Here is a 26,744-nt window from a genome sequence, read left to right as displayed (position 1 = left end):
TGTTGTCGCGCAGGCTGCCGCGTTGGCGGAAACCCCGATCTTTACCCTAGCCAAGTTTCGCCGAACTCCGCTAAGTTTCGATCACTTCGCCGGTGGTCATATTGATGGCCGGCACCGGAGCAGCGCCCGGCCCGTCCGCCGCGAAGTGGTTGACGATCGCGCTGGCAAGGGCCGGTCCGATGCCTTTCGCCTGCGACAGTTCGGCGGCGGAGGCGGCCTTGACCCCCTTGACCGAACCGAAGTGCGCCAGGAGGGCTTTGCGTTTGGACGCCCCGAGCCCCGGCACCCCGTCCAGGGCGGAGACGGTCATCGCTTTCCCGCGCTTTTGCCGGTGGAAGGAAATAGCGAACCGGTGGGCCTCGTCCCGGATGCGCTGCAGCAGGTAGAGTCCCTGCGAGGTCCTGGGGAGGATCACCGGGAAGTCACTGTCCGGCAGCCATACCTCCTCCAGGCGTTTGGCGAGGCCCACCACGTACACGTCCTCGATGCCCAGGTCCGCAAGGGCGCGGGCTGCAGCGTTCACCTGGGGCTTGCCGCCGTCCACCACCACCAGGTTGGGAGGGTAGGCGAACTTTGCCCGTGGTGCTGGCGTGGTGGTGTCCAGGGCGGTGTCCCGCGCCTGGTCGGGTGTGGGGTCCGGGTCCGCTTTGCCAGCGGCACCGGCCAGGGCGGCCTCATCCACCTGCGCGGACTTGTCCTGGAGGTAGTGGCGGAACCGGCGCGTGAGGACATCGTGCATGGCGGCGGTATCGTCGGCCGCAGCGGGTCCGGTGACTGAGAACTTCCGGTAGTCGGATTTCTTGGGCAGCCCGTCCTCCACCACCACCATGGAAGCCACCACGTTGGTGCCCTGGACGTGTGAGACGTCGAAGCACTCTATGCGCAGGAGCGGGACCGGAAGGTCAAGTGCTTCCTGCAGCTCCTGGAGCGCCTGCGACCGGACGGTGAGGTCCCCGGCGCGCCGGGTCTTGTGAAGTTTCAGGGCGTGTTCGGCGTTCTCCCGCACCGTGGACAACAGCGTGGCCTTGTCCCCCCGCTGCGGCACGCGGATGTCCACCTTGGCACCCCGGAGTCCGCCGAGCCACTGCGCCAGCTCTTCGGCGTTGCTCGGGGTCACGGGCACCAGGACCTCGCGGGGCAGCCTTCCGTGGCTGTCGCCGTCTTCACCGTAAACCTGCTGCAGGAGATGCTCCACGAGGTCGGGGGTGGTGGAATCCTCCACCTTTTCAACCACCCAGCCGCGCTGGCCGCGGATCCGCCCGCCGCGGACGTGGAACACCTGGACGGCGGCTTCAAGTTCATCCTCGTGCAGGGCGAAAATATCGGCGTCAGTCTCGTCTGCGAGCACAACGGCATTGCGTTCAAAGACCTTGCGCAGGGCGGTGATGTCATCGCGGACCCGGGCGGCGCGCTCGTAGTCAAGCTCCGCCACGGCTTCAGCCATCTGCTTTTCCAGCTTGACGATGAAGCGTTTGGCTTCACCGCCCATGAAGGCGCAGAAGTCCTCGGCCAGGGCGCGGTGGTCCGGCGGGGAGATCCGGCCCACGCAGGGGGCTGAACACTTATCGATGTAGCCCAGCAGGCAGGGCCGGCCGCTCGCTTCAGCGCGCTTGAACACACCGGCGCTGCAGCTGCGTACGGGAAAGACGCGAAGCAGGGTGTCCATCGTCTCGCGGATGGCACCGGCCGTGTAGGGGCCGAAGTAGCGGGTTCCCTTCCGCTTGTCGCCCCGCATCACCTGGACCCGGGGATACTTTTCGTTCATGGTCACGGCCAGGTAGGGGTAGGTTTTGTCGTCCCGGAAGACCACGTTGAAGCGCGGCTTGAATTCCTTGATCCAGGTGTACTCCAGCTGCAGCGACTCAAGTTCGCTGCCCACCACGGTCCATTCGACGCTGCTGGCAGCGTGGACCATGGCGTAGGTCTTGGGCAGCAGTCCTGCAGGGTTGGCGAAGTAGGAGTTCAGGCGGGAGCGGAGGCTTTTCGCCTTCCCCACGTAGATCACCCGGCCGTGCTGGTCACGGAACCGGTACACCCCTGGGTTGGTGGGAATTTCACCCGTCTTGGGCCTGTAACTTGCTGGATTTGCCACCTATACAGTCTACTGAGGCGCGCCGGGTAGAAAATTCCACCCGGCCGGCCTGCGCAGCCGCGGCCGGCGGTATTCTGCTACTCCGCAGCCTTGCTCTGGTTGTAGCTGGTGGACCGTTCCTGGCCGCTGAGTTCGGCGATGGCGTCCATGATGCGGTCCGTCACTTCCCGGCGGGCCGGCAGCGAGTGGTCCGGGCCGGTCTTGTCGAAGTACAGGGGCTCCCCCACCTTCATGGTGAAATGCTGGGGTTTTACCCCGCTTTCGCCGGCGCGCTGGAGATTCTCGGTTCCGATCAGTCCAACGGGTATGACCGGGGCACCAGTGGTCAGGGCAAGCCATCCGACGCCGGTGCGTCCGCGGTAGAGGATTCCGTCCCGGGAGCGGGTCCCTTCCGGATAGATGCCGATGCCCTTGCCGGATTCCAGGATGTCCAGCAGCGTCTTGAGCGCCTGCACGCTGGCCGCCTGCTCACCCCGTTCCACGGGGATGGAGCCGACAGACTCGAAGAAGGCCTTCATGACCTTGCCCTTGACGCCGCCGGTGGTGAAATATTCGGCTTTGGCGAAGAAGGCGACCGGCCGCGGCATCAGCGCCTGGACGATGACACTGTCGAAAAAGGAGAGGTGGTTGGGGGCCACGATGAACGGCCCGTCATCCGGGACGTTTTCGAGGCCGACGACGGTGGGCCGGCAGGTGCCCGAGATCAGGCTGCGCGTGGTCCAGCGCACCGCATCAAACATGGCCATCGTTGCTCACCCCGCCCATTGCAGCCGCGCGGGCAGCCTGCATCCGTCCGATCAGTTCCGCGAGGCCTTCCGCGGTTTCCACGATGGCCACCGCGCCGGCCTCCTCCAGTTCGCCGTCCGGGGCGAATCCCCACGCCACTCCTATGCAGTCCAGGCCGTTGGCGAGGGCGCCGGAAACATCCTGCGCCCGGTCCCCAACCATCACGGCATGCTGCGTGTCCAGATCCTTGAGGGCAGCAGCGATGATCCCGGTCTTGCCCACCGGGACCCCTTCCACAGCGCTCTCGTCATCCGCGGAACCGTGGATGCCGTGGAAAAGCCCGTCCACCCCATGGTGCTCCAAGACCGTGCGGGCCAGGCGCTGCGGCTTCTGGGTGGCAACAGCAACCGGAAGCCCGGCCGCAGCGAAGGACTCCAGGACTTCGCGGACGCCAGGATAGATCCGGCTTTGCGCGATTCCGGTGGCCACGTAATACTCGCGGTAGAGGCGGATCACCTCGTCCAGCAGCTCCGCCGGCACCTGCGCCACGGTCAGCAGCGAATCACTGAGCTTCGGGCCGATCATCGAGTGCAGCAGGTCCTGGCCGGGAACCGGCAGCCCGACGGCACGCAGTGCCGACGCTATTCCGTCTGTTATCCCACCGGCCGGATCGACAAGAGTGCCGTCCAGGTCAAAGATCACGGGCACTGTTGTTTGAGTCACCGGGTTAGTTTCTCACGACAGCACTCAAGCCTGAAACTCGCATACGCGCAAGGGAATATAACGGGGTAGTTTTCTGCCCCTACTCCAGGATTTCTGCCAGGAATGCTGCCGTGTGGCTGGCGGTGGACTTGGCAAGCTGCTCGGGCGTACCCGAGGCAACCACCTGGCCGCCGCCGGAACCGCCGTCCGGCCCGAGATCCACGATCCAGTCGGCGCTCTTGATGACGTCCAGGTTGTGTTCGATGGTGATGACGGTATTGCCTTTGTCCACCAGCCCCTGGAGGACCATCAGCAGCTTGCGGATGTCCTCGAAGTGGAGCCCGGTGGTTGGCTCGTCCAGGACATACACACTGCGTCCGTTGGAGCGCTTCTGCAGCTCCGCGGCCAGCTTGACGCGCTGCGCCTCGCCGCCGGAGAGCGTGGTGGCGGGCTGGCCCAGCCGGACATAGCCAAGCCCCACGTCCACCAGCGTGTTGAGGTGCCGGGCGATGGGTGAGAAGGCGGCAAAGAACTCCGCCCCTTCCTCGATGGGCATGTTCAGGACGTCCGCGATGGTCTTGCCCTTGTAATGCACCTCCAGGGTTTCCCGGTTGTAGCGCGCGCCGTGGCAGACCTCGCAGGGGACGTAAACGTCCGGCAGGAAGTTCATCTCGATTTTCAGGGTTCCGTCACCGGAGCAGGCCTCGCAGCGGCCGCCCTTGACGTTGAACGAGAACCTGCCCGGAAGGTAGCCGCGCACCTTGGCTTCAGTGGTTTCGGCGAAGAGCTTCCGGATGTTGTCAAAGACGCCCGTGTACGTGGCGGGGTTGGACCGGGGGGTGCGGCCGATAGGGCTCTGGTCCACGTGGACCACCTTGTCCAGGTGCTCGAGGCCCTGGACAGTCTTGTGCCGCCCGGCCACCTGCTTGGCGCCGTTGAGCTTGTTGGCCAGGACTTTGTACAGGATCTCGTTGACCAGGGTGGACTTGCCCGAGCCGCTCACCCCGGTAACCGCAGTGAAGAGGCCAAGCGGGAACGCGGCGTCCACGTTCAGGAGGTTGTTTTCGCGCGCCCCCACAACCTTCAGCTCACGCTTCTTGTCGTACTTGCGGCGCTTCTTGGGGACTTCAATTTTCTTGCGCCCGGACAGGTAGTCGCCGGTCAGTGACGCCGTGTTGTCCAGCAGTTCCTTGTAGGAGCCGGAGTGGACCACCTGGCCGCCGTGCTCCCCCGCGCCGGGTCCGATGTCCACAATCCAGTCGGCAACGTGGATGGTGTCCTCATCGTGTTCAACGACGATGAGCGTGTTTCCCATGTCCCGCAGCCTGGTCAGGGTGTCAATCAGCCTCCTGTTGTCGCGCTGGTGCAGGCCGATGGACGGCTCGTCCAGCACGTAGAGGACCCCCACCAGGCCGGAACCTATCTGGGTGGCCAGGCGGATGCGCTGCGCCTCGCCGCCGGAAAGCGTGGCGGACGGACGTTCGAGGTTCAGGTATTCAAGTCCGACGTCCAGCAGGAACGTCAGGCGTGCCTGGATCTCCTTGAGGACCTGGTGCGCGATCTGCGCTTCACGGCCGGTCAGCACCAGGTTGTTCAGGAAGTCGGCGCATTCCCGCATGGGAAGGGCCGCGACGTCGGCAATCGACTTGCCGTTGATGAGCACGGACAGCGACGCCGGGTTGAGCCGGGCACCGTTGCAGGCGGGGCAGGGAATCTGCCGCATGTACTCTTCGTAGCGGTCACGGGCCCAGTCCGAGTCCGTCTCGCCATGCTTGCGGTGGACGTACTGGATGGCACCTTCGAATCCGGTGCTGTATTTCCGTTCCCGGCCAAACCGGTTCCGGTACTGCACCACCACTTTGTGGTCCTTGCCGTGCAGGACGGTCTGGCGTACGTCCTTGCCCAGCTTCTCCCACGGGGTGTCCATGGAGAACCCCAGCTCCTTGGCAAGTCCCTCGAGCAGCCTGTTCCAGTACTCCGTGGTGGCCGTGCCCAGTGACCACGGAGCGATGGCGCCCTCACCCAGGGAGAGTTCCGGGTTGGGAACGATCAGTTCCTCGTCCACTTCCAGTTTTGTGCCGATGCCGCTGCAGGCGGCGCAGGCGCCGAACGGGTTGTTGAACGAGAAGGACCGGGGTTCAATTTCGTCAATGGCAAGGGGGTGTTCATTGGGGCAGGCCAGGTTTTCCGAGAAGGCCCGCAGCCGGCCGGGGTCGTCCGCCTCAAGGTCCACGAACTCTGCCAGGACACGGCCTTCCGCCAGGCCAAGGGCCGTTTCGATGGAGTCCGTGAGCCGCTGGCTGATGCCTTCCTTGACCACCAGGCGGTCCACGACCACCTCGATGGTGTGCTTGAACTGTTTGCCAAGCTTGGGCGGATCGCTCAGCTGCACCAGGTTTCCGTCCACCCGGGCACGGGAGTAGCCCTTGGCGGTCAGCTCCTTGAAAAGGTCAACAAACTCGCCTTTGCGTCCGCGCACCACGGGCGCCAGCACCTGGAACCGCGTGCCCTCGTCAAGCTCCAGCAGCTGGTCAACGATCTGCTGGGGCGTCTGCTTGGCCACAGGCTCGCCGCACACAGGACAGTGCGGACGGCCAACACGGGCCCAGAGCAGGCGCATGTAGTCGTAGATTTCAGTGATGGTGCCCACCGTGGAGCGGGGGTTCTTGCTGGTGGACTTCTGGTCGATGGAAACCGCCGGGGACAAACCTTCGATGAAGTCGACGTCGGGCTTGTCAACCTGCCCCAGGAACTGGCGGGCGTAGGCGGACAGCGATTCAACGTAGCGCCGCTGGCCCTCCGCGAAGATGGTGTCGAAGGCAAGCGAGGACTTCCCTGACCCGGAGAGCCCGGTGAAGACGATCATCGCGTCCCGGGGCAGGTCGAGGTCCACGTTGCGGAGGTTGTGCTCGCGCGCACCCTTCACCACAAGGCGGGAGAGGTCCGGGCGTTGCGGGACAGCCGCAGGGGGAACTGTCAAGGCTGTGGAGGGGGCGGAGGTTTCTTCAGCTACGGCTTTAGGCACCCCATAATGCTAATCGAAAACTTCTTCGAACTTGCACGGTTCCGCCCTCAGGGAACATCGTAGGCAGCAGCCAGCAGCTTCACTGCCTCGGCGAAGCTGGCACCCTGGGCTTTGGCCGCGGCGGCGTAGGCTGCGGCTGCGGTGGAGAGCCCACCGAGACGTTCGTCACGTGCGCACACCACCGTGCCGTTCCTCCCCCGGGTGGCGACAATTCCGGCTGCCTCAAGCTCCTTGTAGGCACGGGCCACCGTATGCGGAGCAACGTCGAGGATTCCGGCCAGCGCCCTGACGGCGGGCAGCTTTGTTCCGGGTGGCAGGGATCCGTTGTCCGCCAGGTGGATGACGTGCAGCCGAAGCTGTTCGAACAACGCCACGGTGCTGGCGGTGTTCGGCCTCCATGTCCCGGGAAAGCCGGCTGCGGGCGTCAAATGCCGGCCTCAAGTGCATCAGTCCGGCCGGAACCCGCAGAGAACTGGGCGTTGTGCAGCCGGGCGTAGTAGCTGTTGGCAGCCAGGAGGCTGTGGTGCGTGCCCTGTTCGACGATGCGTCCATGATCCATGACCAGAATTAGATCAGCGTTCCGGATAGTGGACAAACGGTGGGCTATGACAAAGCTGGTCCTGCCTTGCCGCAGGCGCTGCATAGCCTTGCGGATGAGGAGCTCGGTCCTCGAGTCAACAGAACTTGTGGCCTCGTCCAGGATCAGGACCGCCCTGCCCGCCAGTTGGGCTCGGGCTATGGTGAGGAGCTGCCGCTGGCCCTGGCTCAGGGGTTCACCGCCGTTTTCCAGGACTGTGCTGTAACCGCAAGGCAGCGCCCTGACGAACCGGTCCACGTAACTGGCCTCGGCCGCCGCGATGAGGCAGCTTTCCGTGGCGCCCGGCCGGCCGTAGGCAATGTTTTCCCGGATGGTACCCCCGAAGAGCCACGCGTCCTGGAGCACTACTCCGAACTGCTCCCGGAGCCGGTCCCGGGGCATGGCCGCGATGTTTGTCCCGCCAATCGTTATCCGGCCGGAGCCGGGCTCATAGAACCGCATCAGGAGGTTCACGACGGTGGTCTTTCCCGCCCCGGTATGCCCGACTATGGCCACCATCTGGCCGGGCTCCACGGAGAAGGAAAGGTTGTGGACTGCCGGGGCCGAGTCCGGGTAGCCGAAGGTGACGTCGTCGAAAACGATGCGGCCGCCTGCTGGAACCGCTGCGTCCGCTTCCGGATCCGGCGGGTCCTCCTCCGTATCCAGGAGGGCAAAAACACGCGCGGCGGAGGCAACGCAGGACTGGATGAGGTTCAGCATGCCGCCGATCTGTCCCACGGGCTGGGTGAAGAGCCTGCTGAACTGGATGAAGGCCTGGATACCGCCGATGGTCATGGCACCCGCAATGACCTGGAGGGCTCCCACCACGGCCACGGCGATGTAGTTGAGGTTGGAGATCAGCACCATCAGGGGCTGCACCATCCCGGCCGAGTACTGGGCTTTCGTGGCTGCCCGGGCAAGCCGGTCATTGCTCCGTCCGAAGGTGTCTGCGGCCTGGGCCTGGTGTCCGAAGGCCTTGATGACCTCGTGTCCTGAGACAAACTCCTCCACGTGCGCATTCAGCTCTCCGGTCTCCGTCCACTGCCCTGCGAAGTGCGCCTGGGAACGACGGGCCACGAGAACGGTGATCAGGGTGGACAGCGGGACGGTGGCAATGGCGATCACAGCGAGCAGGGGCGAGATCCAGAGCATCATGGCCAGGGAGCCGCACAGCATCAGGACGGACATGATCAGCTGCGTCAGGAGCTGGTTGAGGGCCTGGGCAATGTTGTCGATATCGTTCGTGGCACGGCTCAGGACATCCCCGCGGGACCGTTCCTGGAAGTAGGCGGACGGCAGCCGGTGCAGCTTGTCCTCGAGCGCAGCCCGCAGTCCGTACATGAGCCCCTGTACGGACCGGGCTGTCAGCGCCCCCTGGATCCAGTTGAACAGGGAGGCAAGGACATACATCACGGCCACTCCAGCCAGCAGGAGGCCCAGCCGCCCTTGGTCCAAAGCTCCCTGGAGCATCCCTTCCACCACGACGTCGGTGGCATCGCCAAGGTACTTCGGCGCCGCCACGTTGAGCCCGGCGAAGGCGCACGTTGCAGCCACGGCGCCAAGCATGGACCGCCTGAACGGCCGCAGCCGGCCAAGGAGCCGCCAGGCCGTGGGCCAGAATTTTTCAGCCGCTCCCGGGGCTACGGCCGGCGGCGTCATACCGGCCCATCCAGTGCCAGCTGCGAGTCTGCGATCTCCCGGTAGGTGGAGGAACTTTCCAGCAGCTCGAGGTGGGTGCCCTGCGCCACCATGTGCCCGTTGTCGAGGACCAGGATAAGGTCGGCGTTTTCCACCGCGGAGATCCGTTCCGCCACCACGATGACCGTTGCGGCAGCGAGCCTGGAGGCCAAAGCCTGCCGCAGCCTGGTATCGGTGTCGTAGTCCAGCGCTGAGAAGCTGTCGTCAAACAGGTAGAGCGGACTGTGGCGGAGCAGGGCCCGCGTGATGCACAGCCGCTGGCGCTGGCCGCCGGAAAGAGTCGTTCCGCCCTGCCCTACGGGCGTGTCAAGCCCCAGCGGCAGTTCACGCATGAACCGCATGGTCTGTGCTGCCTCAAGGGCCTCCCACAGTTCTGCGTCCGTGGCATCCGGCGCCGCCATCCGGAGGTTGTCCGCAATGGTGCCCGTAAACAGGTGGGAATGCTGGGGAACTATCGACATGGCCGCCCGGAGGGTGTCCAGCGGCAGGTCCTTGATGTCTGTACCGTCCAGGCTGATGGTCCCCGCCGTGGAGTCAAGGAAACGGGGGATCAGGTTGAGCAGCGTGGACTTTCCACTCCCCGTTGAGCCCACGATGGCTGTGGTGGTGCCGGGCCCGGCCGTGAAGCTGATCTCCGCCAGGACAGGAGCTTCCGCCCCGGGGTGCGAAAAACCCACCCGGTTGAACTGCACAATCCCGCGGGCATCCTGCAGCCGGAAGCGGCTTCCTGCTGCCGGCCGCCGGCCGTTGGTTTCCTGCCGGTCACGCACCGAGGGTTCAGTGGTGAGGACGGCTCCGATGCGCTCGGCGCACACGGCCGCCCGGGGCGCCGTCATCAGGACGTACATTGCCATCATGATGGCGAGCAGGATTTGCAGGATGTAGGCAATGAAGGCGGCCAGTGCTCCGATGTTCATCAGGCCGGACTGGATCCGATGGCCGCCAAACCATACGACGGCCACGGAAGAGATGTTCACCACGAGCATGATGAGCGGCAGCATTCCGGCCACCAGGAGGGCCGAGTGGAGATTATTGGCTGTCAGGCTGCTGTTGGTCCGGGCAAAGCGCCGGACCTCGTGGTCCTGCCGGACGAAGGCGCGGATGACGTTGGCGCCCATGATCTGTTCGCGGAGGATGTCCCCGGCCCGGTCCAGGAGGTCCTGGCCCTCGCGGTAGAGGGGAATCAGGCGCCGGACTATGAGGTACATGATCAGCAGGAGCAGTGGCACGATGACGATCACCACCGCGGACAGTGCCACGTCCTGCTGGAGGGCAAGGACGATTCCGCCCAGGCCCATGGCCGGTCCCGCAACCAGCATGGTGAAGACCAACACGGAGAAGGCCTGGATCTGCTGGGTGTCGTTGGTGGCCCGGGTGGTAAGGCTCTGGGTGCCGAAGGCTGCCACTTCCTGCGAGGACAGTGACTGGATTTTAGTGAAGATTTCGGCCCGGAGCTGGTGTCCGATCTTCATCGCCACCACGGCCGCCAGGTACCCTGCCGCGATGGCAGCCGCCGCCTGGACCACGGCTACTGCCGCCATGACAGCGCCCAGGCGGGTAATGACCGCATTGTTGCCGGCCACGATCCCGTCGTCGATGATCGCGGCATTGACGGTGGGCAGCATCAGGGTGGCGGCCGCCTGGATCAACTGGAGAACAACGATGGCAACCACGTGGGCTTTGTGGGCCCCGAGCAGCCGCCTCATTAGTCCGGTCAGCAACGTACCTCCACTCAGGTCTGTCAGCCGAAGGGCAGCCGGCGGTAGCCTCTCCCCCTCCAGCCACCCCGCTATTGTAAGCCAGATCACTTTCCGCCGTTGTCACGCCACGTGACCGCATTGTCGAGGCACTCGAGGGAGGAGACCCTGGTCAGGGCTTCTTGCGCCCGACCGCGAAGATCCTGCGGAAGGGATAGACGGTGCCGTGCCCGGTCTGCGGATACGCCTCCCGGAGCGCTGCCGCGTACTCCGCCTCGAATTCAGCAGCATCGTCCGCGGAGAGGGCAGCCAGGACTGGACGCAGCGCAGTGCCGCGGACCCATTCCAGGACAGCGTCCCTGCCGGGCAGGACCTGCTGGTAAGTAGTCTCCCAGGCGTCGGCTGAATACCCGGCGTCGAGCAGGATGTGGAGGTAGTCTGAGGGCTCGCCCACCGATTCCCCGCCCCGGAGGACCCCGTCCAGTTGTGACGACCACTTCGGTGAGCCCGCCAGCCGGCGCATCAGTGCGTGGGACGGGGCGTTGAAGTTCCCCGGGACCTGCAGGGCGAACCATGCCCCCGGCCGGAGCAGGTCCAGCCAGGCGCCCATCATCTCCTGGTGGCCCGGCACCCACTGCAGGGCGGCATTGCTGACCACCACATCCGTGTCCGCAGTGGGCTTCCAGCCGGCGATATCCGCCTGCTCGAAGCGCAGGCCCTGGCCCTCACCGGCCAGTTTCGCTGCTTCCGCCAGCATCCCGGCAGAGGAGTCAATGCCCACCACGTCCGCGGCAGGCCAGCGCTCCGCCAGCGTCGCCGTCAGGTTCCCCGGTCCGCAGCCAAGGTCCACCACCTGGACCGGACGGTCCGCGTGGACCCGCCCGGTAAGGTCGAAAAAGGGCCGATCCCGGTAATCGCCGAACTGCACGTATTTCGCCGGATCCCATTCCATGTCCATCTCCACGCCTTGATACCGTCTCGTTTACTGGCGAAGCCTAACCCGGGCGCGGCGGAATCACCGGCCCGGCCGGGCACTAAGCTGGAAATCAATGAAACTCGTGGATCAGCTGACCGAACTTTCCGCCCCCAGCCTGCCTGCCGGCGTCGACCCCGATGACCTCTACACCCGCTTTGTGGAGTGGACAGAAAGCCGGGGGCTGGCCCTGTACCCCGCGCAGGACGAGGCGATCATGGAGCTGGCAACCGGGGCCAACGTCATCCTGGCCACACCCACGGGGTCCGGGAAATCCCTGGTGGCCATCGCAGCGCATTTCCAGGCCATGGCACAGGGGCGCCGGAGTTACTACACCGCCCCCATTAAGGCGCTGGTCTCCGAGAAGTTTTTTGCCCTGTGTGACATTTTCGGTGCGGAGAACGTGGGGATGATAACGGGCGATTCCGGCGTCAACCAGGATGCGCCCATCATTTGCTGCACGGCGGAGATCCTGGCCAACAGCGCCCTTCGCGAAGGGGCTGCCGCAGAACTGGGCACCGTCATCATGGACGAGTTCCATTTCTACTCCGACCCGCAGCGCGGCTGGGCCTGGCAGGTGCCGCTGCTGGAGCTGCCGCAGGCACAGTTCCTCCTCATGTCCGCCACGCTCGGTGACGTCAGCCGCTTCGAGGAAGGCCTGACGCACCTGACCGGGCGGCCCACCACCACCGTTAGCTCGGCAGAGCGGCCCATTCCGCTGCATTACTACTACCACGAGACGCCGGTCCACGAGACCCTGGAGGAGCTGCTCTCCACCAAACAGGTGCCCGTGTATGTGGTGCACTTCAGCCAGATCGAAGCGATTGACCGTGCGCAGACCCTGATGAGCATCAACGTCTGCACCCGCGAAGAAAAGGACAGGATCGCCGAGCTCATCGCGAACTTCCGCTTCGCGGCCGGCTTCGGCAAGACGCTGAACCGGCTGGTCCGGCACGGCATCGGCGTACATCACGCAGGCATGCTGCCGAAGTACCGCCGGCTGGTGGAGCAACTCGCCCAGGCGGGGCTGCTCAAAGTCATCTGCGGCACCGACACACTCGGGGTGGGCATCAACGTGCCCATCCGCACCGTCCTGCTGACGGCCCTGAGCAAGTACGACGGCGTCCGCACCCGGCTGCTGAACTCCCGTGAGTTCCACCAGATTGCGGGCAGGGCCGGCCGGGCCGGTTACGACACCGCCGGAACAGTAGTGGTGCAGGCTCCTGAGCACGTGACCGAGAACGTGAAGGCCATGGCCAAGGCTGTCGCCAAGTTCGGTGACGACCAAAAGAAGCTGCGCCAGGTGGTCAAGAAGAAGCCGCCGGAGGGCTTTGTGAGCTGGGGCGAACCGACGTTCAAGCGGCTCGTGGAGTCGGCGCCGGACCCGTTGACGTCCAGTTTCACCGTAACCCACGCAATGCTGATGAACCTGATGGAACGGCCCGGCGACCCGTTTGCCGCTGCCCGGCGACTGCTGACAGAAAACCACGAGCCCCGGTCCTCCCAGCTGCAGCTCATGAAGAAGGCACTGGGCATTTACCGGGAGCTGCTCGCGGCGGAAGTCGTGGAGCGAATCCCCGCCCACGAGCAGGGACCCGATGGCCGCACAGTCCGGCTGACTGTCCACCTCCAGCCGAACTTCGCACTGAACCAGCCGCTGTCCCCCTTCGCGCTCGCCGCACTGGAACTGCTGGACCCGGAGTCGCCGTCGTACGCCCTGGACGTGGTGTCCGTGATCGAGGCGACGCTGGAGAAACCGCGCCAGATCCTCTCCGCGCAGCAGAAGAAGGCCCGCGGCGAAGCGGTGGCAGCCATGAAGGCGGACGGCATCGACTACGACCAGCGGATGGCCATGCTGGACGACGTCACCTACCCCCAGCCCCTGGCGGAAATCCTCGGCGAAGCTTTCGAGGTGTACCGGAAGGCCGCGCCTTGGGTGGGCGACTTTGAGCTGGCGCCCAAGTCGGTGGTCCGGGACATGTACGAGCGCGCCATGAACTTTGGGGAGTTCGTCCAGTTCTACGGGCTGGCCCGTTCGGAGGGCATCGTGCTGCGCTACCTCGCGGACGCCTTCAAGGCCCTCCGCCAGACCGTGCCGCAGGACATGCTCCGCGAGGACCTGGAGGACCTCGTGGCGTGGCTGGGCGAACTGGTCCGGCAGGTGGATTCCAGCCTCCTGGACGAATGGGAGGAACTTGCCTCCGGCCTGGCGCCCACCCCGCATGACGCTCCCCCGCCGCCTCCGCCGTCGCTCACGTCCAACATCCGGGCCTTCCGCGTGATGGTCCGCAACGAGATGTTCCGCCGCGTGGAACTCTTCGCTGACGAGGACGCAGCAGCGCTGGGCGACCTCGACGGCGCGGCAGGCTGGAGCTCCGAGCGCTGGGAAGACGCCCTGGACGACTACTTCGACGAACACGATGACATCGGCACCGGGCCGGACGCCCGCGGACCGGCACTGCTCATGATCACCGAGGAACGGGACCGGTGGAAGGTACGGCAGATCTTCGACGATCCCGCCGGCCACCACGACTGGGGAATTTCCGCCGAGGTTGACCTCGCCGCCTCGGACGAGACCGGGACCGCCGTGATCAGGGTGACAGAGGTCAACCGGCTCTGAGCCGTCCAACGGCTGAGCCGTCCAACGGCTGGCGGTCCAACGACTGGGCCGTCCAGCGAGAGGGCGGTCAAACAGCTGGACGCTGACCGGCGGTAAGCTCGAACAATGAGTGTAATCCGCCCCGCCAACCGGCAAGACGTTCCCGCAATCCTACGAATGATCCACGAACTGGCGCACTACGAGAAGGAACCGGACGCGGTCCGGAACACTCCGGAAATGCTCCAGGAGGTGCTGTTCGGTGAGAATCCGCGCGTGTTCGCAGCCATGGCGGAGAATGCGGCAGGGGAAGTCCAGGGTTTCGCCTTGTGGTTCCTGAACTATTCCACCTGGGAAGGTGTGCATGGCATCTACCTGGAGGACCTTTACGTCAGTCCGGAGGCCCGGGGGGAAGGGCACGGCAAGGCGCTGCTCCAGCACCTGGCCGCCACCGCGGTGGACAACGGATACGCCAGGGTGGAGTGGAGCGTCCTTGACTGGAACGAGCCGTCCATCAATTTCTACCGCAGCCTTGGCGCCCGGCCCATGGACGGCTGGTCCACGTTCCGGCTGACCGGCGAGGCGCTTGAACAGTTCGGCAGCGCCGTCCCGGCCCGCGCCAATGGCTGACGCAAGGACGCCGGCTCCGGCCCGCCCCGCCGCACGGGTACAGCACGAGGTCAGGGCCCGGCACGCGTTCCGTGGCATGCGCACCGCAGAGCATGTCTTCACGGTGCCGCTCGACCACTTCAGCGACTCCCCCGACGCCGAAACCATTACGGTTTTTGCCCGCGAGTACGTCTCGGCAGCACATTCAGAGGAACAGGCCGCGGAGCTTCCGTGGCTGCTGTACCTCCAGGGCGGCCCGGGCGGGCGGGGCAACCGGTTCGGATCCCTGGGAGGCTGGAGCAAGGCGGCCACCAAGGACTTCCGGATCCTGATGCTGGACCAGCGGGGCACCGGACTCTCCGCGCCCGTAGACCGGAACACGCTTCCGCTTCGCGGCCCGGCTGCAGACCAGGCCGCCTACCTGGAACACTTCCGCGCCGATTCGATCGTGGCAGACGCCGAGTTGATCCGGGAAGCCCTGGGGTCGGGCCCGTGGACGGTCTACGGGCAGAGCTACGGGGGCTTCTGTGCCCTCACCTACCTGTCCTTTGCCCCGGAGGGCCTCCGGGAAGTGCTGGTCACCGGCGGCCTTGGGCCCCTGGCCGGTCCGGCCGACGATGTCTACCGCGCAACGTTCCAGCGCGTGGCCGCCCGGAACGCCGAGTACTTCGACTGGTACCCGGAGGACCGGGCCACTGTTGAGCGGATTGCCCGCCACCTGCGGCGCACCGCGGAGTTCCTGCCCGACGGCGGCCCGCTCACCGTGGAGCGCTTCCAGATGGTGGGTGCTTTCCTGGGCGGGAACACCAGGGTGGACAGCCTGCACCACCTCCTGGAGGACGCCTTCACGGAAACCGCCGGAGGACCACGGCTTTCCGACGCCTTCCTGGACCAGGTGCAGGGCATTGTGTCGCGCCGGTCAAACCCGCTCTACGCGCTGATGCACGAGTCAATCTACGGCCAGGGGCAGGCCACCGGCTGGGCGGCCTGGCGCGTCCTTGACGAGTATCCCGAGTTCAGGCCGGACGCGGGGCCGCTGCTGCTGACCGGCGAAATGGTCTATCCGTGGTACTTCGAGCAGGACCCGGCACTCCGGCCCCTCCGGGAGGTGGCTGACCTGCTTGCCGCCAAAGAGGACTGGAAACCGCTCTACGACCGCGAGCAGTTGGCAGCCAACACCGTTCCGGTGGCCGCCGCCGTCTACTCGGACGATATCTATGTGGACCGGAAGCTGTCCCTGGAGACGGCATCCGCCGTGCGCGGGCTGCAGGTGTGGGAGTCCGCGGACTTCCACCACGACGGTATTGCCGACGACGGGGAAGGGATCTTCGCCCGGCTCCTGGGCATGGCGCGGTCAGGCGGCCGCTGACTGCCGCCGTGCGGCCACGATGGTCAGGAATGCCGCGGCCAGGACTGCTGCGCCCACCGCACCGCCAAGGAGGTTAAGTCCCAGGTAACCGATCCAGCTGAGGACCAGGCCGGACACTGCCCCGCCCACGGCGCCGGCAGCACCCATGAGCATGTCGGACACGCCCTGGACCGCAACCCGGGACTCCTGCCCGACGCTTTCGGCCAGCAGCGTGGAGCCGGATACGGTGGCCGCGGACCAGCCCAGGCCCAGCAGGACCAGGCCCACCGCCACGGCTGCAGTGGAGGCCTGGCCGAACCCGGCGACAGCCACGGCGACTATGAGCAGGCTGAACCCGATCATGATGGTCTGGGCCCTGCCTGCCTTGTCCGTCAGCCACCCCATCACCGGCGACAGGGCGAACATCCCTGCAATGTGCAGCGAGATGGTGAATCCGATGACCACCAGTACGTCGCCGGATGCCGTATGGCCTGCGTGGCTGGCGCCGCGCCCCTCCACCAGCTCCTGCAGGTGCAGGGGCGTCATGGACATCACGCCGACCATGACAGCGTGAGCTCCGACGACGGCCGCCACGGCAAGGAGCGCAGTCCGGGAGCCGCGGATGGCGCGCATGCCGCGGGCCAGCGTGCCGCCGTCGTGCAGTGCCTGCCCGGCAGGGCCGGTACCTGCACGGCCGTCCACCCCCGGCGCCGCCAGCGGCTCAACAGCGTGCATGTCCTGCGAGGCCTGGGCTGCCTGGGCTGCCCGCGGGTCCTCGCCCGCTTGCCGGGAGGCGAGTTCCCTGGCGAGCAGCAAGGGATCCGGCCGGAGCCCAACAAAGAGCAGGACGGCGGCCAGGAGCAGCCCGGCACCGGAAATCACGAAGGGCCCCGCCACGGGCGGAAGGCCCAGCGCCTGGCCCACTAGACTGCCTGGCTGGATCAGGTTGGGTCCGGCGACGGCGCCGATGGTCACTGCCCATACGACCGTAGACAGCGCCAGCCCACGGTGCTCCGGTTCGGCAAGGTCCACTGCGGCGAAGCGCGCCTGCAGGCTGGCCGCGCTGCCCACTCCGATGCCTGCTGCCCCCAGCACCAGCAGGACGAAGAGACCGGACACCACCGCGAGCACCATCAAGGCCGCCCCCGCCAGGGCCGCGGACAGCCCGGCAACCTGGCCGATCCGGCGTCCCCGGCGATCTGCCAGGGCGGCAAGAGGCAGTGCTGCCAGCGCGGCGCCGAGGGTCATGACCGTGGCTACGGCACCCGCCCAGGCGCTGGAGCCTGACAGTTCGACTGCGAGGATCGACCCGATGGACACCGTGGCGCCGGTACCAATGCCGCCAAAGACCTGGGCCGTGCCCAGCAGCGCCACGGTGCGCCGCTGCACGTGGCGCACCCCTTGTTCTGTCAGCAGGATCGGACCCATGCAACTGAGCATAGTCCCCGCCGGACCGGGCAGCAGGGCTGGGTTTAAGCAGGCAATCCCGGCCGCACTGCGGCCGGGATTGCCCGATGGAACCTGGAGGTGAGACTACTCGGCGTCGCTGTGGCTCTTCCGGATGTCCTCTTCGAGGCGGGGGTCAAGGTGCGATTCCTTGGCCTTGGAACTGATCAGGCTGGCGATCACGGCGATCACAATGGTGCCAACGATGACCGCCAGGGACACGAACGTGGGGATCTCGGGAGCCCATTCGATGTGCTGGCCGCCGTTGATGAACGGCAGTTCGTTCACGTGCATGGCGTGCAGGACGAGCTTGACGCCGATGAAGGCCAGGATGAAGGACAGTGCGTGCTTCAGGTAGATCAGGCGGTTCATCAGGCCACCCAGCAGGAAGTACAGCTGGCGCAGGCCCATCAATGCAAAGAGGTTGGCCGTGAACACGATGAACGGGCTCTGGGTGAGGCCGAAGATTGCGGGGATGGAGTCGACGGCGAACAGCAGGTCAGTGAGGCCGATGGTGATGAACACGATCAGCATCGGGGTGAAGACCTTCTTGCCGTCCACGGTGGTGCGCAGCTTGCCGCCGTCGAACTTCTCCGACATGGGGATGACCTTGCGGATCTTGGCGATGAGCGGGTTTTCCCGGTCTTCTTCGTCTTCGCCCTCGTCCTGGGCCTGCTTCCAGGCAGTCCACAGCAGGAACGCGCCGAAGATGTAGAACACCCAGCTGAACTGCTCGATCACGATGGCGCCGAGCAGGATGAAGATGCCGCGCAGGATCAGGGCGATGATGATGCCCACCATCAGCACTTCCTGCTGGTACTTCCGGGGCACGGAGAAGCGGGCCATGATGATGATGAAGACAAACAGGTTGTCGATGCTGAGGCTGTATTCCGTCACCCAACCGGCGACGAACTGGCCGCCGTATTCAGGGCCGGTGAAGGCAAACATGGCCCCGGCGAACACCAGGGCGAGGCTGACGTAAAACGCTACCCAGAGTCCGGCTTCCTTCATGGAAGGTTCATGGGGGCGCCGGACCACCAAGAGAAGGTCGATCAGGAGGATCAGGCCGAGGACGACAAGTGAGCCGACTTCGAACCACACGGGCAATTCGAGCACAGGGTAGCCTTTCGCAGGGTACAGAGATGCGGTGTAAGTCTCTCCGGCCTGCCTGTGCACTTGGTGCTGGAATGGCGGCCCGCTACGCCCGGCCGGGCAACTATGCCCTGCGTGTTGACGATCGTAGCGCTCGGGATACTCCCCTACGTGACGTTAACTGTACCGCAGTCCTCCAGGCGGCCCGACCCTTTGACCTTTGTGTCAGGCGTGCCCCGCCGCCTGCATCTGGCGCAGCTCCTTCTTCAGCTCGCTGACTTCGTCCCTGATCCTGGCCGCGACTTCGAACTGCAGTTCGGCGGCAGCACCGTGCATCTGCTCCGTCAACTGTTCGATCAGCCCCACGAGGTCCTCGGCCGGGGCTGCTGCCAGGCCGTCGGAACGCACCTGCGCGGCACCCTTCGCAGCAGACTTCCGCTTGCCGCCCTTGGCGAGCCTGTTGTTGTTGAGCAGCTCCTGGGTGTCGGCGTCTTCTTTGGCCAGCTGGTCCGTGATGTCCGCGATCTTCTTCCGCAGCGGCTGCGGGTCCACGCCGTGCTCGGTGTTGTAGGCCACCTGGATGGCGCGGCGCCGGTTGGTCTCGTCGATGGCATGCGCCATGGAGTCCGTGATGCGGTCAGCGTACATGTGCACCTGACCCGACACGTTACGGGCTGCACGGCCGATGGTCTGGATCAGCGACGTTGAGGAGCGCAGGAAGCCTTCCTTGTCGGCGTCCAGGATGCTGACAAGCGACACCTCCGGCAGGTCCAGGCCCTCTCGAAGCAGGTTGATGCCCACCAGGACGTCGAATTTGCCCATCCGGAGTTCGCGCAGCAGCTCAACGCGACGCAGGGTGTCCACATCGGAGTGCAGGTACTCCACCTTGATGCCATGGCCCAGGAGGTAGTCGGTGAGGTCCTCCGCCATCCGCTTGGTCAGGGTGGTGACAAGGATGCGCTCATCCTTGGCGGTTCGCGTCTTGATCTCTCCCAGCAGGTCATCGATCTGGCCCTTGGTGGGCTTGACCACCACCTCTGGGTCGATAAGCCCGGTAGGCCGGATGATCTGCTGCACGAACCCGTCCGCCTTGCCGAGCTCGTACTTGCCGGGCGTGGCGGACAGGTACACGGTCTGGCCGATGCGCTGCAGGAACTCGTCCCACTTCAGCGGCCTGTTGTCCATGGCTGAGGGCAGGCGGAAGCCGAAGTCCACCAGGTTCCGCTTGCGGGACATGTCGCCCTCATACATCGCGCCGATCTGCGGGATGGTCACGTGGGATTCATCGACTACCAGCAGGAAGTCGTCCGGGAAGTAGTCAAGGAGGCAGTGCGGGGCTGTTCCCGGGGCGCGGCCGTCAATGTGCGAGGAATAGTTCTCGATGCCGTTGCAGAAACCCATCTGCTGCATCATTTCCAGGTCATAGTTGGTCCGCATGCGGAGGCGCTGGGCTTCCACGAGTTTGTTCTGGCCTTCGAGCACCTTGAGCCTGTCGGCGAGCTCGTCCTCAATGCGCTTGATGGCCCTGGCCATGCGCTCCGGCCCGGCCACGTAATGGGAAGCGGGGAAGACGTACATTTCCTCTTCGTCCCGGATCACCTCACCGGTGAGCGGGTGGAGCGTCTGGATGTTCTCGATCTCGTCGCCGAAGAACTCGATCCGGATGGCCAGTTCCTCGTACATCGGGATGATCTCCACGGTGTCCCCGCGGACCCGGAACGTACCCCGGTGGAAGTCCATATCGTTGCGGGCGTACTGCATGGAGACGAACTTCCGGAGGAGGTCGTCCCGGTTCATCTCAGCGCCCTTGCGGAGGGTGACCATACCTGCGATGTATTCTTCCGGCGTGCCCAGGCCGTAGATGCAGGACACCGTTGCCACCACAATCACGTCCCGGCGGGTCAGCAGGGCGTTGGTGGCGGAGTGGCGGAGCCTCTCGACTTCCTCATTGATGGAAGAGTCCTTCTCAATGAAGGTATCGGTCTGCGCCACGTACGCTTCCGGCTGGTAGTAGTCGTAATAGGAGACGAAGTACTCCACCGCGTTGTTGGGCAGCAGTTCGCGGAATTCGTTGGCCAGCTGGGCGGCGAGGGTCTTGTTCTGGACCATCACCAGGGTGGGCCGCTGGACCTGTTCGATCAGCCAGGCCGTGGTGGCGCTCTTACCGGTTCCGGTGGCGCCGAGCAGCACAACGTCCTTTTCGCCGTTCCTGATGCGCTCCGTCAGTTCGGCGATGGCAGCCGGCTGGTCCCCCGCCGGTTTGAACTCGCTGATGACCTCGAAGGGTGCTACAACACGGTTGATATCCTGCGCAAGGCTCATGGATCTAATCTACAACCGGGCACCGACACGGGGCGGCGAAGTCCGTTACAGGCGAACAAGCCCAGGCCCTTGGAGGTGCGTCAGGACCCGTACGACGGCGGCACCCACCCGGTTGCATCCGCCCAGGCGGACATCTGCGGCCACGCGACATCGGTAAACCACGGCTCCTTGGCTTCCGCATATGCCCTTGTGTCCAAAGAACCGGTGAACCGTCCCGCCAGTTCCGCTTTGTGCTCCGAGTAGAGCTTCAGCGCCTCCGGATTGGCCCTCAGCCAGTCCCGGAAGCAGAGTGCGAACCGCCATCCGGCCGAGCCGGCGGCCCTGACGTGCAGGTTCACCGCCCGCCCTGGATCGGCGTTTGCGTGGAACCGCTTTTGCCAGTCCTCAGGCCGCGGATGGGTGGGCTTCGGAGTATCGGCCGTGCTTCCCGGGACCGCCGGGAAACCTGCAGCGGCCAGGGCAGGGGCCAGCGCGTCGGCTGCTTCCAGGTCCGGCACGGCCAACTGGAGGTCGATGACGTCCTTGGCTGGCAGCCCGGGGACGGCGGTGGAGCCGATGTGGTCCAGCCCAAGCACGGCATCCTGATGCCCTGCGGCCAGGGCTTTGGTTATACGGTCCATCAGCCGCCGCGCATCGCGGGGCCATGCCGGCTGGGAGGGCAGAAGTTCCGGTCCCCCGGGCCGCTCTGCCCGCCGTCCCGCCGAGAGGTTCCGGGCGAAGGGTTCCAGGCGCTCCTCCCACAGCCGGTCCACGTGGCCCAACAGGTCCGTAATGCTGCCCGAGTTGTCGAGGACCACGTCCGCCGCTGCCAGCCGTTCCTCCCGCGTCGCCTGCGCGGCCATGCGGGAGCGTGCAGACTCCTCCGTCATGCCGCGGTGCTCCAGCATCCGCTGCAGCCTCATCCCGTCCGGGGCGTCCACCACCAGCACCAAGTGGAAGTCGCTGCCCTGGCCCGTTTCCACCAGCAGCGGGATGTCCTGCACCACAACGGCGCCATCGGCCGCGGCAGCCACAATGGCTGCGGCCCGTGCACGGACCAGGGGGTGGACGATGCCGTTAAGCACCGCGAGCCGCTCAGGGCTTCCAAACACCAGGGCGCCGAGTTTGGGGCGGTCAAGCCGCCCGGCAGTGTCCAGGACATCCCTGCCGAACCCGGCAACGATGCGGTCCAGGCCCTCGGTGCCCGGTTCCACCACATCGCGGGCCAAGGCGTCAGCGTCCACCAGCACCGCACCGCGTTCGCTCAGCCGCGAAGCGACTACGGACTTCCCTGAGGCGATTCCACCCGTCAACCCGATCTTCAGCACTCCACCACACTAATCCCACCCGCCGCGCCCATGGCCGGAGGCAAGGTGCGTCTCTAAACCTTTCCGCTGGATGCTGCCAGTGATTCCTCTGCCGACCCAACTCCTGGTGTTCCAAGAATCCCGCTGGCCCTTAACCGGGCCTTAATCCTTTGAACGCGCCCTGGGCCTAGACTTGAGCGGGTGCAAGGGGAAGAGAGCAGGGCCACCAGTTACACCACGCTGGCGCCGGGCTCCGACTTCCGCCACGAGCTGGAGATCAAGCGTTCCCGGTTCATCACGGTGCTGCGCCGGGCAGACAGCGAGGACGCGGCCCGGGACCTGGTGGCCGGACTCCGCCGCGAGTTCCATGACGCCCGCCACCATTGCTCGGCATTCATCATCGGACCCGACCGGGGCATCCAGCGTTCCAATGACGACGGCGAACCGTCCGGGACGGCGGGTGTTCCCATGCTGGAAGCCCTGGCCAAGCGGGAGACGACGCCCGGGGCGGCCGACCTCAGTGACGTCAGCGCCGTCGTCGTCCGTTACTTTGGCGGTGTCCTGCTCGGGGCGGGCGGACTGGTGCGGGCGTACTCCGAATCGGTGTCCTCGGCGCTGTCCCTGGCGCCGATGGTGCGCCGCAGCCGCCTCCGGATCTGCTCGGTGGAGGTGCCGCACGCCGCAGCGGGGAAGCTCGAGAACGACCTGCGGGCCGCAGGGCTGGCCATGGCCGGCACCAGCTACGGAGCGCGGCACACCGTTTTGCAGGTGGCCGCCCCGGATGACGCCGGCGCGATCGCGGACGCCGCGGAGCGCGTGCAGTTACTGACGGCCGGTAGTGCCACGCTGGTGGCCGCGGGAACGGAGTGGGTGGATGTCCCGCTCCCCTGAGGTGTCCCTGGTGGACGTGGATGAGGCGGTCCTGGACAACCTCCTCGCCCTCGCAAAGCGCGATGCTTCCCCCGATGAGGTGGCTCCACCGCTGGGCGGGCCGGGGTGGAACCTGGAACGGACCGCCTGGTTCCTGGGCTACCACCGGGCTGCAGCGCATGGCCTCGGTGGGGAGGCCGGGGAGAAGACGTGGGGAATCCTCGCCGATGGCAGCCTGGCCGGGTCCATCAGGCTGCGCCGCATCACATCCGGCACCGCCGAATCCGGACCTGGCGGCGCGGTGGCCGATACGGGCATCTGGCTTGGCCGAAGCTTCCGGTCCCGGGGCGTTGGCGGCGCCGCATTGCGCCTGGTGCTGGAGGAGGCACGAAGGGCAGGGCTTTCCCGGGTCACAGCCCGAACCCTGGCGGCCAACCTCGGTGCCCAGCACCTCCTGGCCTCCGCCGGGGCCGTCCTGACGCACGACGACGACGGGACGGTCCGCGCCGTCGTCGAACTTTAAGGCGCGCTCAGCCATGCGCGGCTGACGGTTGATGCTGCATCGTTAACGCAACAGACCCCCTGCCTGTGGGCAGGGGGTCTGTTGCGTTGGCCCGGAAAACCGGGCCGTCGGCAATTAGTTGCCGGTCAGCTTCTCGCGCAGGGCAGCGAGGGCCTCGTCGGATGCAAGCGTGCCTGCACCGGTGTTGGACTCAGCAGCCGGCTCCGAGGAGTAGCTGGTGGTGCCGGAATCGCTGTCACCGGACGTTGCAGCTGCAGCGTCGTCGGCAGCGTGCTGGGCAACCTGCTTCTTGTGGGCTTCCCAGCGGGTCTGGGCGTCAGCGTACTGCTGCTCCCAGGCGGCGCGCTGGTTCTCGTAGCCTTCAAGCCACTCGTTGGACTCGGGATCGAAGCCCTCCGGGTACTTGTAGTTGCCCTCTTCGTCGTACTCTGCGGCCATGCCGTACAGAGCCGGATCGAATTCGGTGCTGTCGGCGTCGACGCCCTCGTTGGCCTGCTTGAGGGACAGCGAGATGCGGCGGCGTTCCAGGTCGATGTCGATGACCTTGACGAACAGCTCGTCGCCAACGGAGACAACCTGCTCGGCCAGCTCCACGTGGCGGACGGCCAGCTCGGAGATGTGGACCAGGCCTTCGATGCCGTCTTCGACGCGGACGAACGCACCGAACGGAACGAGCTTGGTGACCTTACCCGGAACAACCTGGCCGAGGGCGTGGGTGCGGGCGAAGGTCTGCCACGGATCTTCCTGCGTAGCCTTGAGCGACAGGGAAACACGCTCGCGGTCCAGGTCCACCTCGAGAACCTCGACGGTGACTTCCTGGCCAACCTCGACAACCTCGGACGGGTGGTCGATGTGCTTCCAGGACAGCTCGGAAACGTGAACCAGGCCGTCTACGCCGCCCAGGTCCACGAAGGCACCGAAGTTGACGATGGAGGAAACGACGCCGGGACGGACCTGGCCCTTTTCCAGCTTGTTGAGGAACGTGGAGCGGACCTCGGACTGGGTCTGCTCGAGCCATGCACGGCGGGACAAAACAACGTTGTTGCGGTTCTTGTCCAGCTCGATGATCTTGGCTTCGATCTGCTGGCCGATGTACGGAGCCAGGTCGCGCACACGGCGCATCTCGACGAGGGATGCGGGCAGGAAGCCGCGCAGGCCGATGTCGAGGATAAGACCACCCTTGACGACCTCGATGACGGTACCGGTGACAACACCGTCTTCTTCCTTGACCTTCTCGATGTCGCCCCAGGCACGCTCGTACTGAGCGCGCTTCTTGGAGAGGATCAGGCGGCCTTCTTTGTCTTCCTTGGTGAGCACCAGGGCTTCGACCTGATCGCCAACGGAGACGACGTCTCCGGGATCAACATCGTGCTTGATGGACAGCTCACGGGAGGGGATGACACCTTCGGTCTTGTAACCGATGTCGAGCAGGACTTCATCGCGGTCGACCTTGACGACGGTACCTTCGACGAGGTCTCCGTCGTTGAAGTACTTGATGGTGGCGTCGACAGCTGCGAGGAAGTCCTCAGCGGTACCGATGTCGTTAATGGCGACTACGGGGGTACCGGGCTTCTCGGTGGAGGTGATGGTCATGTAGTAGGGGCTCCGTTGTGGATAGTTAGTTGATCAGGCGACCACCACTTCCGGGTACTGACCTGGAGGCGGAGCGCGGCGGATTTGCCGGGTCATCCTGATTGCGCGGCGTTGGCATGCGCCCAAAGCTGGGCACACGTAACACACGCCTGTTCATTCTAGTCGTTGCCCGTTACGAGGGTCAAAGCGGAGCACACCCTGGAGGGGGTTCAGTCCTTGATCCGCATCCGCAGTTCACGGATGCCGTCCGGTTCAAGGATCCAGGAGACGGTAACACCAAACAGCAGGGACCAGAAGTAAGGGCCCAGTCCGAGCATTGACACATCCGAGACGGCGACGGCAAAAGCCACCAGCGGCCCGTGGGTGAGCGGGCCGCTGCTGATCCGGCGCAGGGCCATGGCCAGGACACCGATCACGGCAAGCCCCGCAATGGCCACCAGCAGCTCAAGCGGGAGGACGCCGGCAGCACCGGCCGCGAAGACCGCCAAGGGGGTAAGGGCCAGGAATACGGCATACGCCAGGACCACGGCCCGGTGACGGTACTGGTGCGGACCGGCGTCAGCGCCCGCCACCATGGCTGTCGCGGGAAGGGACAGCGACACGCCTGCCGGGCCCAGGAATGACGCAGCCATGGTCCCCGCACCGCTCACGTAGTCCACCAGCCGGGCCGGCGGCCGGTACTGCTCACCCCGCAGGAAAATCAGCGAGGGGACGTTGGACTGGAGGACAATGAGCACCACCATCACGGGGGTTGCCGTCAGGATCGCACTCCACGTAAAGACGGGAACAGTAAGCAGCGGAAGCGACGGTCCAACACCAGCGGTTGCCCCGCCAAACTTGCCCAGGACGGCAGCAGCCCCAGTCCCCACCGCGAGTGCAAGGAAGATCGGCGGAACTCGGCTCTCCAGGTACTTCCGGCCGAGGATATATGCCAGGAAGGCGGCGCCCACCACTGCCGGCTCCGACTCCATACCGGTGAAGACGCCGGCGACGAATGGCAGCGTGGAGCCTGCCAGGAGGCCAACCACAACAGGTTCGGGGATCAGCCGCGCCAGGCGGTCCGCCAGCCCGAGCGCGGAAATGGCCAGCACTGCGCCCCCCGCCACCAGGGAGGCGCCCGCAAGTTCGGCAAACGGCACCCTCCCCTGGAGGGACACTATAAAGATCAGCACGAAGATGTTGCCCGTCAGGAGCAGGGGCTGGCGGAAGTGGAGCGTCAGGACGAGGCCCAGCACACAGGGAACGGTGTAGATGGTCATCACCCAGGCGGTCACCTGGCCGTCCGCGAGATTCAATTGCCCCGCAGCGGACAGCGGCACGGCTATCAGGGAGGAGGCCAGGGTGACCATGGCCAGGCCCACGCCCAGGGATTGGGACCATTCCCGGAGCCACGACGACCAATTCCCGAATCCCACCGCCATGGCGTCCGTCCCACAATAGGTCCAAATCGATTGCCCAGCTGCCGGCAAGCGCCCGGCTGGTCCCGGACCGGAGGTGCCTGCAGTGCCCACCATACTCTCCGCCGTATTGCCGCGGAATGACACTGTTATGCAGGGCCAGGGACCAGCA

General features: G+C 65.7%; 19 protein-coding genes. 5 read left to right on the top strand and 14 right to left on the bottom strand.

Annotated elements, in window-relative coordinates; translation table 11 throughout:
- Window positions 1-70 precede the first annotated feature (70 nt).
- The 8 genes from uvrC to ACIQF4_RS04080 form a co-directional block, all read right to left on the bottom strand.
- Entirely contained in the window at window positions 71-2,092 is a 2,022-nt protein-coding gene (gene uvrC, locus ACIQF4_RS04115; protein ID WP_400515595.1) for an excinuclease ABC subunit UvrC, read from the bottom strand.
- Window positions 2,093-2,169: 77 nt separating this feature from the next.
- Entirely contained in the window at window positions 2,170-2,838 is a 669-nt protein-coding gene (locus tag ACIQF4_RS04110; RefSeq protein ID WP_350002374.1) for a lysophospholipid acyltransferase family protein, read from the bottom strand.
- On the bottom strand, window positions 2,825-3,541 hold the full coding sequence (locus ACIQF4_RS04105; protein WP_400515598.1) for an HAD hydrolase-like protein: 717 nt from the start codon (window positions 3,539-3,541) through the stop codon (window positions 2,825-2,827). The genes ACIQF4_RS04110 and ACIQF4_RS04105 overlap by 14 nt, the downstream gene beginning before the upstream one ends.
- A 79-nt stretch (window positions 3,542-3,620) precedes the next feature.
- Window positions 3,621-6,545 (bottom strand): excinuclease ABC subunit UvrA, encoded by a 2,925-nt coding sequence (gene uvrA / locus ACIQF4_RS04100; protein WP_350002372.1) that lies wholly within the window; start codon window positions 6,543-6,545, stop codon window positions 3,621-3,623.
- A gap of 47 nt (window positions 6,546-6,592) precedes the next feature.
- Window positions 6,593-6,973 (bottom strand): GntR family transcriptional regulator, encoded by a 381-nt coding sequence (locus ACIQF4_RS04095; protein ID WP_350002371.1) that lies wholly within the window; start codon window positions 6,971-6,973, stop codon window positions 6,593-6,595.
- Window positions 6,970-8,781, bottom strand: a complete 1,812-nt coding sequence (locus ACIQF4_RS04090; protein ID WP_400515601.1) for an ABC transporter ATP-binding protein — start codon at window positions 8,779-8,781, stop codon at window positions 6,970-6,972. The genes ACIQF4_RS04095 and ACIQF4_RS04090 overlap by 4 nt, the downstream gene beginning before the upstream one ends.
- Entirely contained in the window at window positions 8,778-10,526 is a 1,749-nt protein-coding gene (locus tag ACIQF4_RS04085) for an ABC transporter ATP-binding protein (protein WP_400515604.1), read from the bottom strand. Before ACIQF4_RS04085 ends, ACIQF4_RS04090 begins: the two co-directional genes overlap by 4 nt.
- 163 nt (window positions 10,527-10,689) lie before the next feature.
- On the bottom strand, window positions 10,690-11,469 hold the full coding sequence (locus ACIQF4_RS04080) for a trans-aconitate 2-methyltransferase (protein ID WP_350002401.1): 780 nt from the start codon (window positions 11,467-11,469) through the stop codon (window positions 10,690-10,692).
- A 97-nt stretch (window positions 11,470-11,566) separates the two neighbouring features.
- Here ACIQF4_RS04080 and ACIQF4_RS04075 point away from each other — a divergent pair, with 97 nt between their 5' ends.
- The 3 genes from ACIQF4_RS04075 (at window position 11,567) to ACIQF4_RS04065 (ending at window position 16,064) form a co-directional block, all read left to right on the top strand.
- Window positions 11,567-14,110, top strand: a complete 2,544-nt coding sequence (locus ACIQF4_RS04075; protein WP_400515607.1) for a DEAD/DEAH box helicase — start codon at window positions 11,567-11,569, stop codon at window positions 14,108-14,110.
- Between the two features lie 105 nt (window positions 14,111-14,215).
- On the top strand, window positions 14,216-14,716 hold the full coding sequence (locus ACIQF4_RS04070) for a GNAT family N-acetyltransferase (protein WP_350002368.1): 501 nt from the start codon (window positions 14,216-14,218) through the stop codon (window positions 14,714-14,716).
- Window positions 14,709-16,064 carry an alpha/beta fold hydrolase gene (locus tag ACIQF4_RS04065; protein WP_400515610.1) on the top strand — a complete coding sequence of 452 codons (1,356 nt, stop codon included), beginning with the start codon at window positions 14,709-14,711 and terminating at the stop codon, window positions 16,062-16,064. Before ACIQF4_RS04070 ends, ACIQF4_RS04065 begins: the two co-directional genes overlap by 8 nt.
- Here ACIQF4_RS04065 and ACIQF4_RS04060 read toward each other — a convergent pair.
- The 4 genes from ACIQF4_RS04060 to coaE form a co-directional block, all read right to left on the bottom strand.
- The gene (locus ACIQF4_RS04060) at window positions 16,050-17,471 is read right to left on the bottom strand and encodes an MFS transporter (RefSeq protein ID WP_400515612.1); all 1,422 of its coding nucleotides are present in this window, start codon (window positions 17,469-17,471) and stop codon (window positions 16,050-16,052) included. The genes ACIQF4_RS04065 and ACIQF4_RS04060 overlap by 15 nt on opposite strands.
- Window positions 17,472-17,576: 105 nt before the next feature.
- The gene (locus ACIQF4_RS04055) at window positions 17,577-18,605 is read right to left on the bottom strand and encodes a TerC family protein (RefSeq protein WP_350002365.1); all 1,029 of its coding nucleotides are present in this window, start codon (window positions 18,603-18,605) and stop codon (window positions 17,577-17,579) included.
- A gap of 201 nt (window positions 18,606-18,806) precedes the next feature.
- On the bottom strand, window positions 18,807-20,903 hold the full coding sequence (gene uvrB / locus ACIQF4_RS04050) for an excinuclease ABC subunit UvrB (protein ID WP_350002364.1): 2,097 nt from the start codon (window positions 20,901-20,903) through the stop codon (window positions 18,807-18,809).
- Window positions 20,904-20,983: 80 nt separating this feature from the next.
- Window positions 20,984-22,210, bottom strand: a complete 1,227-nt coding sequence (coaE, locus tag ACIQF4_RS04045) for a dephospho-CoA kinase (protein ID WP_400515615.1) — start codon at window positions 22,208-22,210, stop codon at window positions 20,984-20,986.
- Window positions 22,211-22,390: 180 nt separating this feature from the next.
- Between coaE and ACIQF4_RS04040 the strand changes: the two genes are divergently transcribed.
- Together ACIQF4_RS04040 and ACIQF4_RS04035 are read left to right on the top strand one after the other, a co-directional pair.
- Window positions 22,391-23,080: an IMPACT family protein gene (locus ACIQF4_RS04040; protein ID WP_400515617.1), complete on the top strand. Its 690-nt coding sequence runs from the start codon at window positions 22,391-22,393 to the stop codon at window positions 23,078-23,080.
- Window positions 23,064-23,582, top strand: a complete 519-nt coding sequence (locus tag ACIQF4_RS04035) for a GNAT family N-acetyltransferase (RefSeq protein ID WP_400515619.1) — start codon at window positions 23,064-23,066, stop codon at window positions 23,580-23,582. Before ACIQF4_RS04040 ends, ACIQF4_RS04035 begins: the two co-directional genes overlap by 17 nt.
- Before the next feature lie 114 nt (window positions 23,583-23,696).
- On the opposite strand, the gene rpsA is transcribed toward ACIQF4_RS04035, so the two are convergent.
- Window positions 23,697-25,175 (bottom strand): 30S ribosomal protein S1, encoded by a 1,479-nt coding sequence (rpsA, locus tag ACIQF4_RS04030; RefSeq protein WP_188808985.1) that lies wholly within the window; start codon window positions 25,173-25,175, stop codon window positions 23,697-23,699.
- Window positions 25,176-25,384: 209 nt separating this feature from the next.
- Window positions 25,385-26,596, bottom strand: a complete 1,212-nt coding sequence (locus tag ACIQF4_RS04025) for a benzoate/H(+) symporter BenE family transporter (protein WP_400515622.1) — start codon at window positions 26,594-26,596, stop codon at window positions 25,385-25,387.
- Window positions 26,597-26,744 lie beyond the last annotated feature (148 nt).

The sequence above is a fragment of the Pseudarthrobacter sp. NPDC092202 genome, assembly GCF_044755505.1.
In the GTDB taxonomy this organism is placed as follows: domain Bacteria; phylum Actinomycetota; class Actinomycetes; order Actinomycetales; family Micrococcaceae; genus Arthrobacter.
The sequence above is the reverse complement of the archived record's forward strand: the minus strand, read 5'-3'. Positions and strand labels throughout refer to the sequence as shown.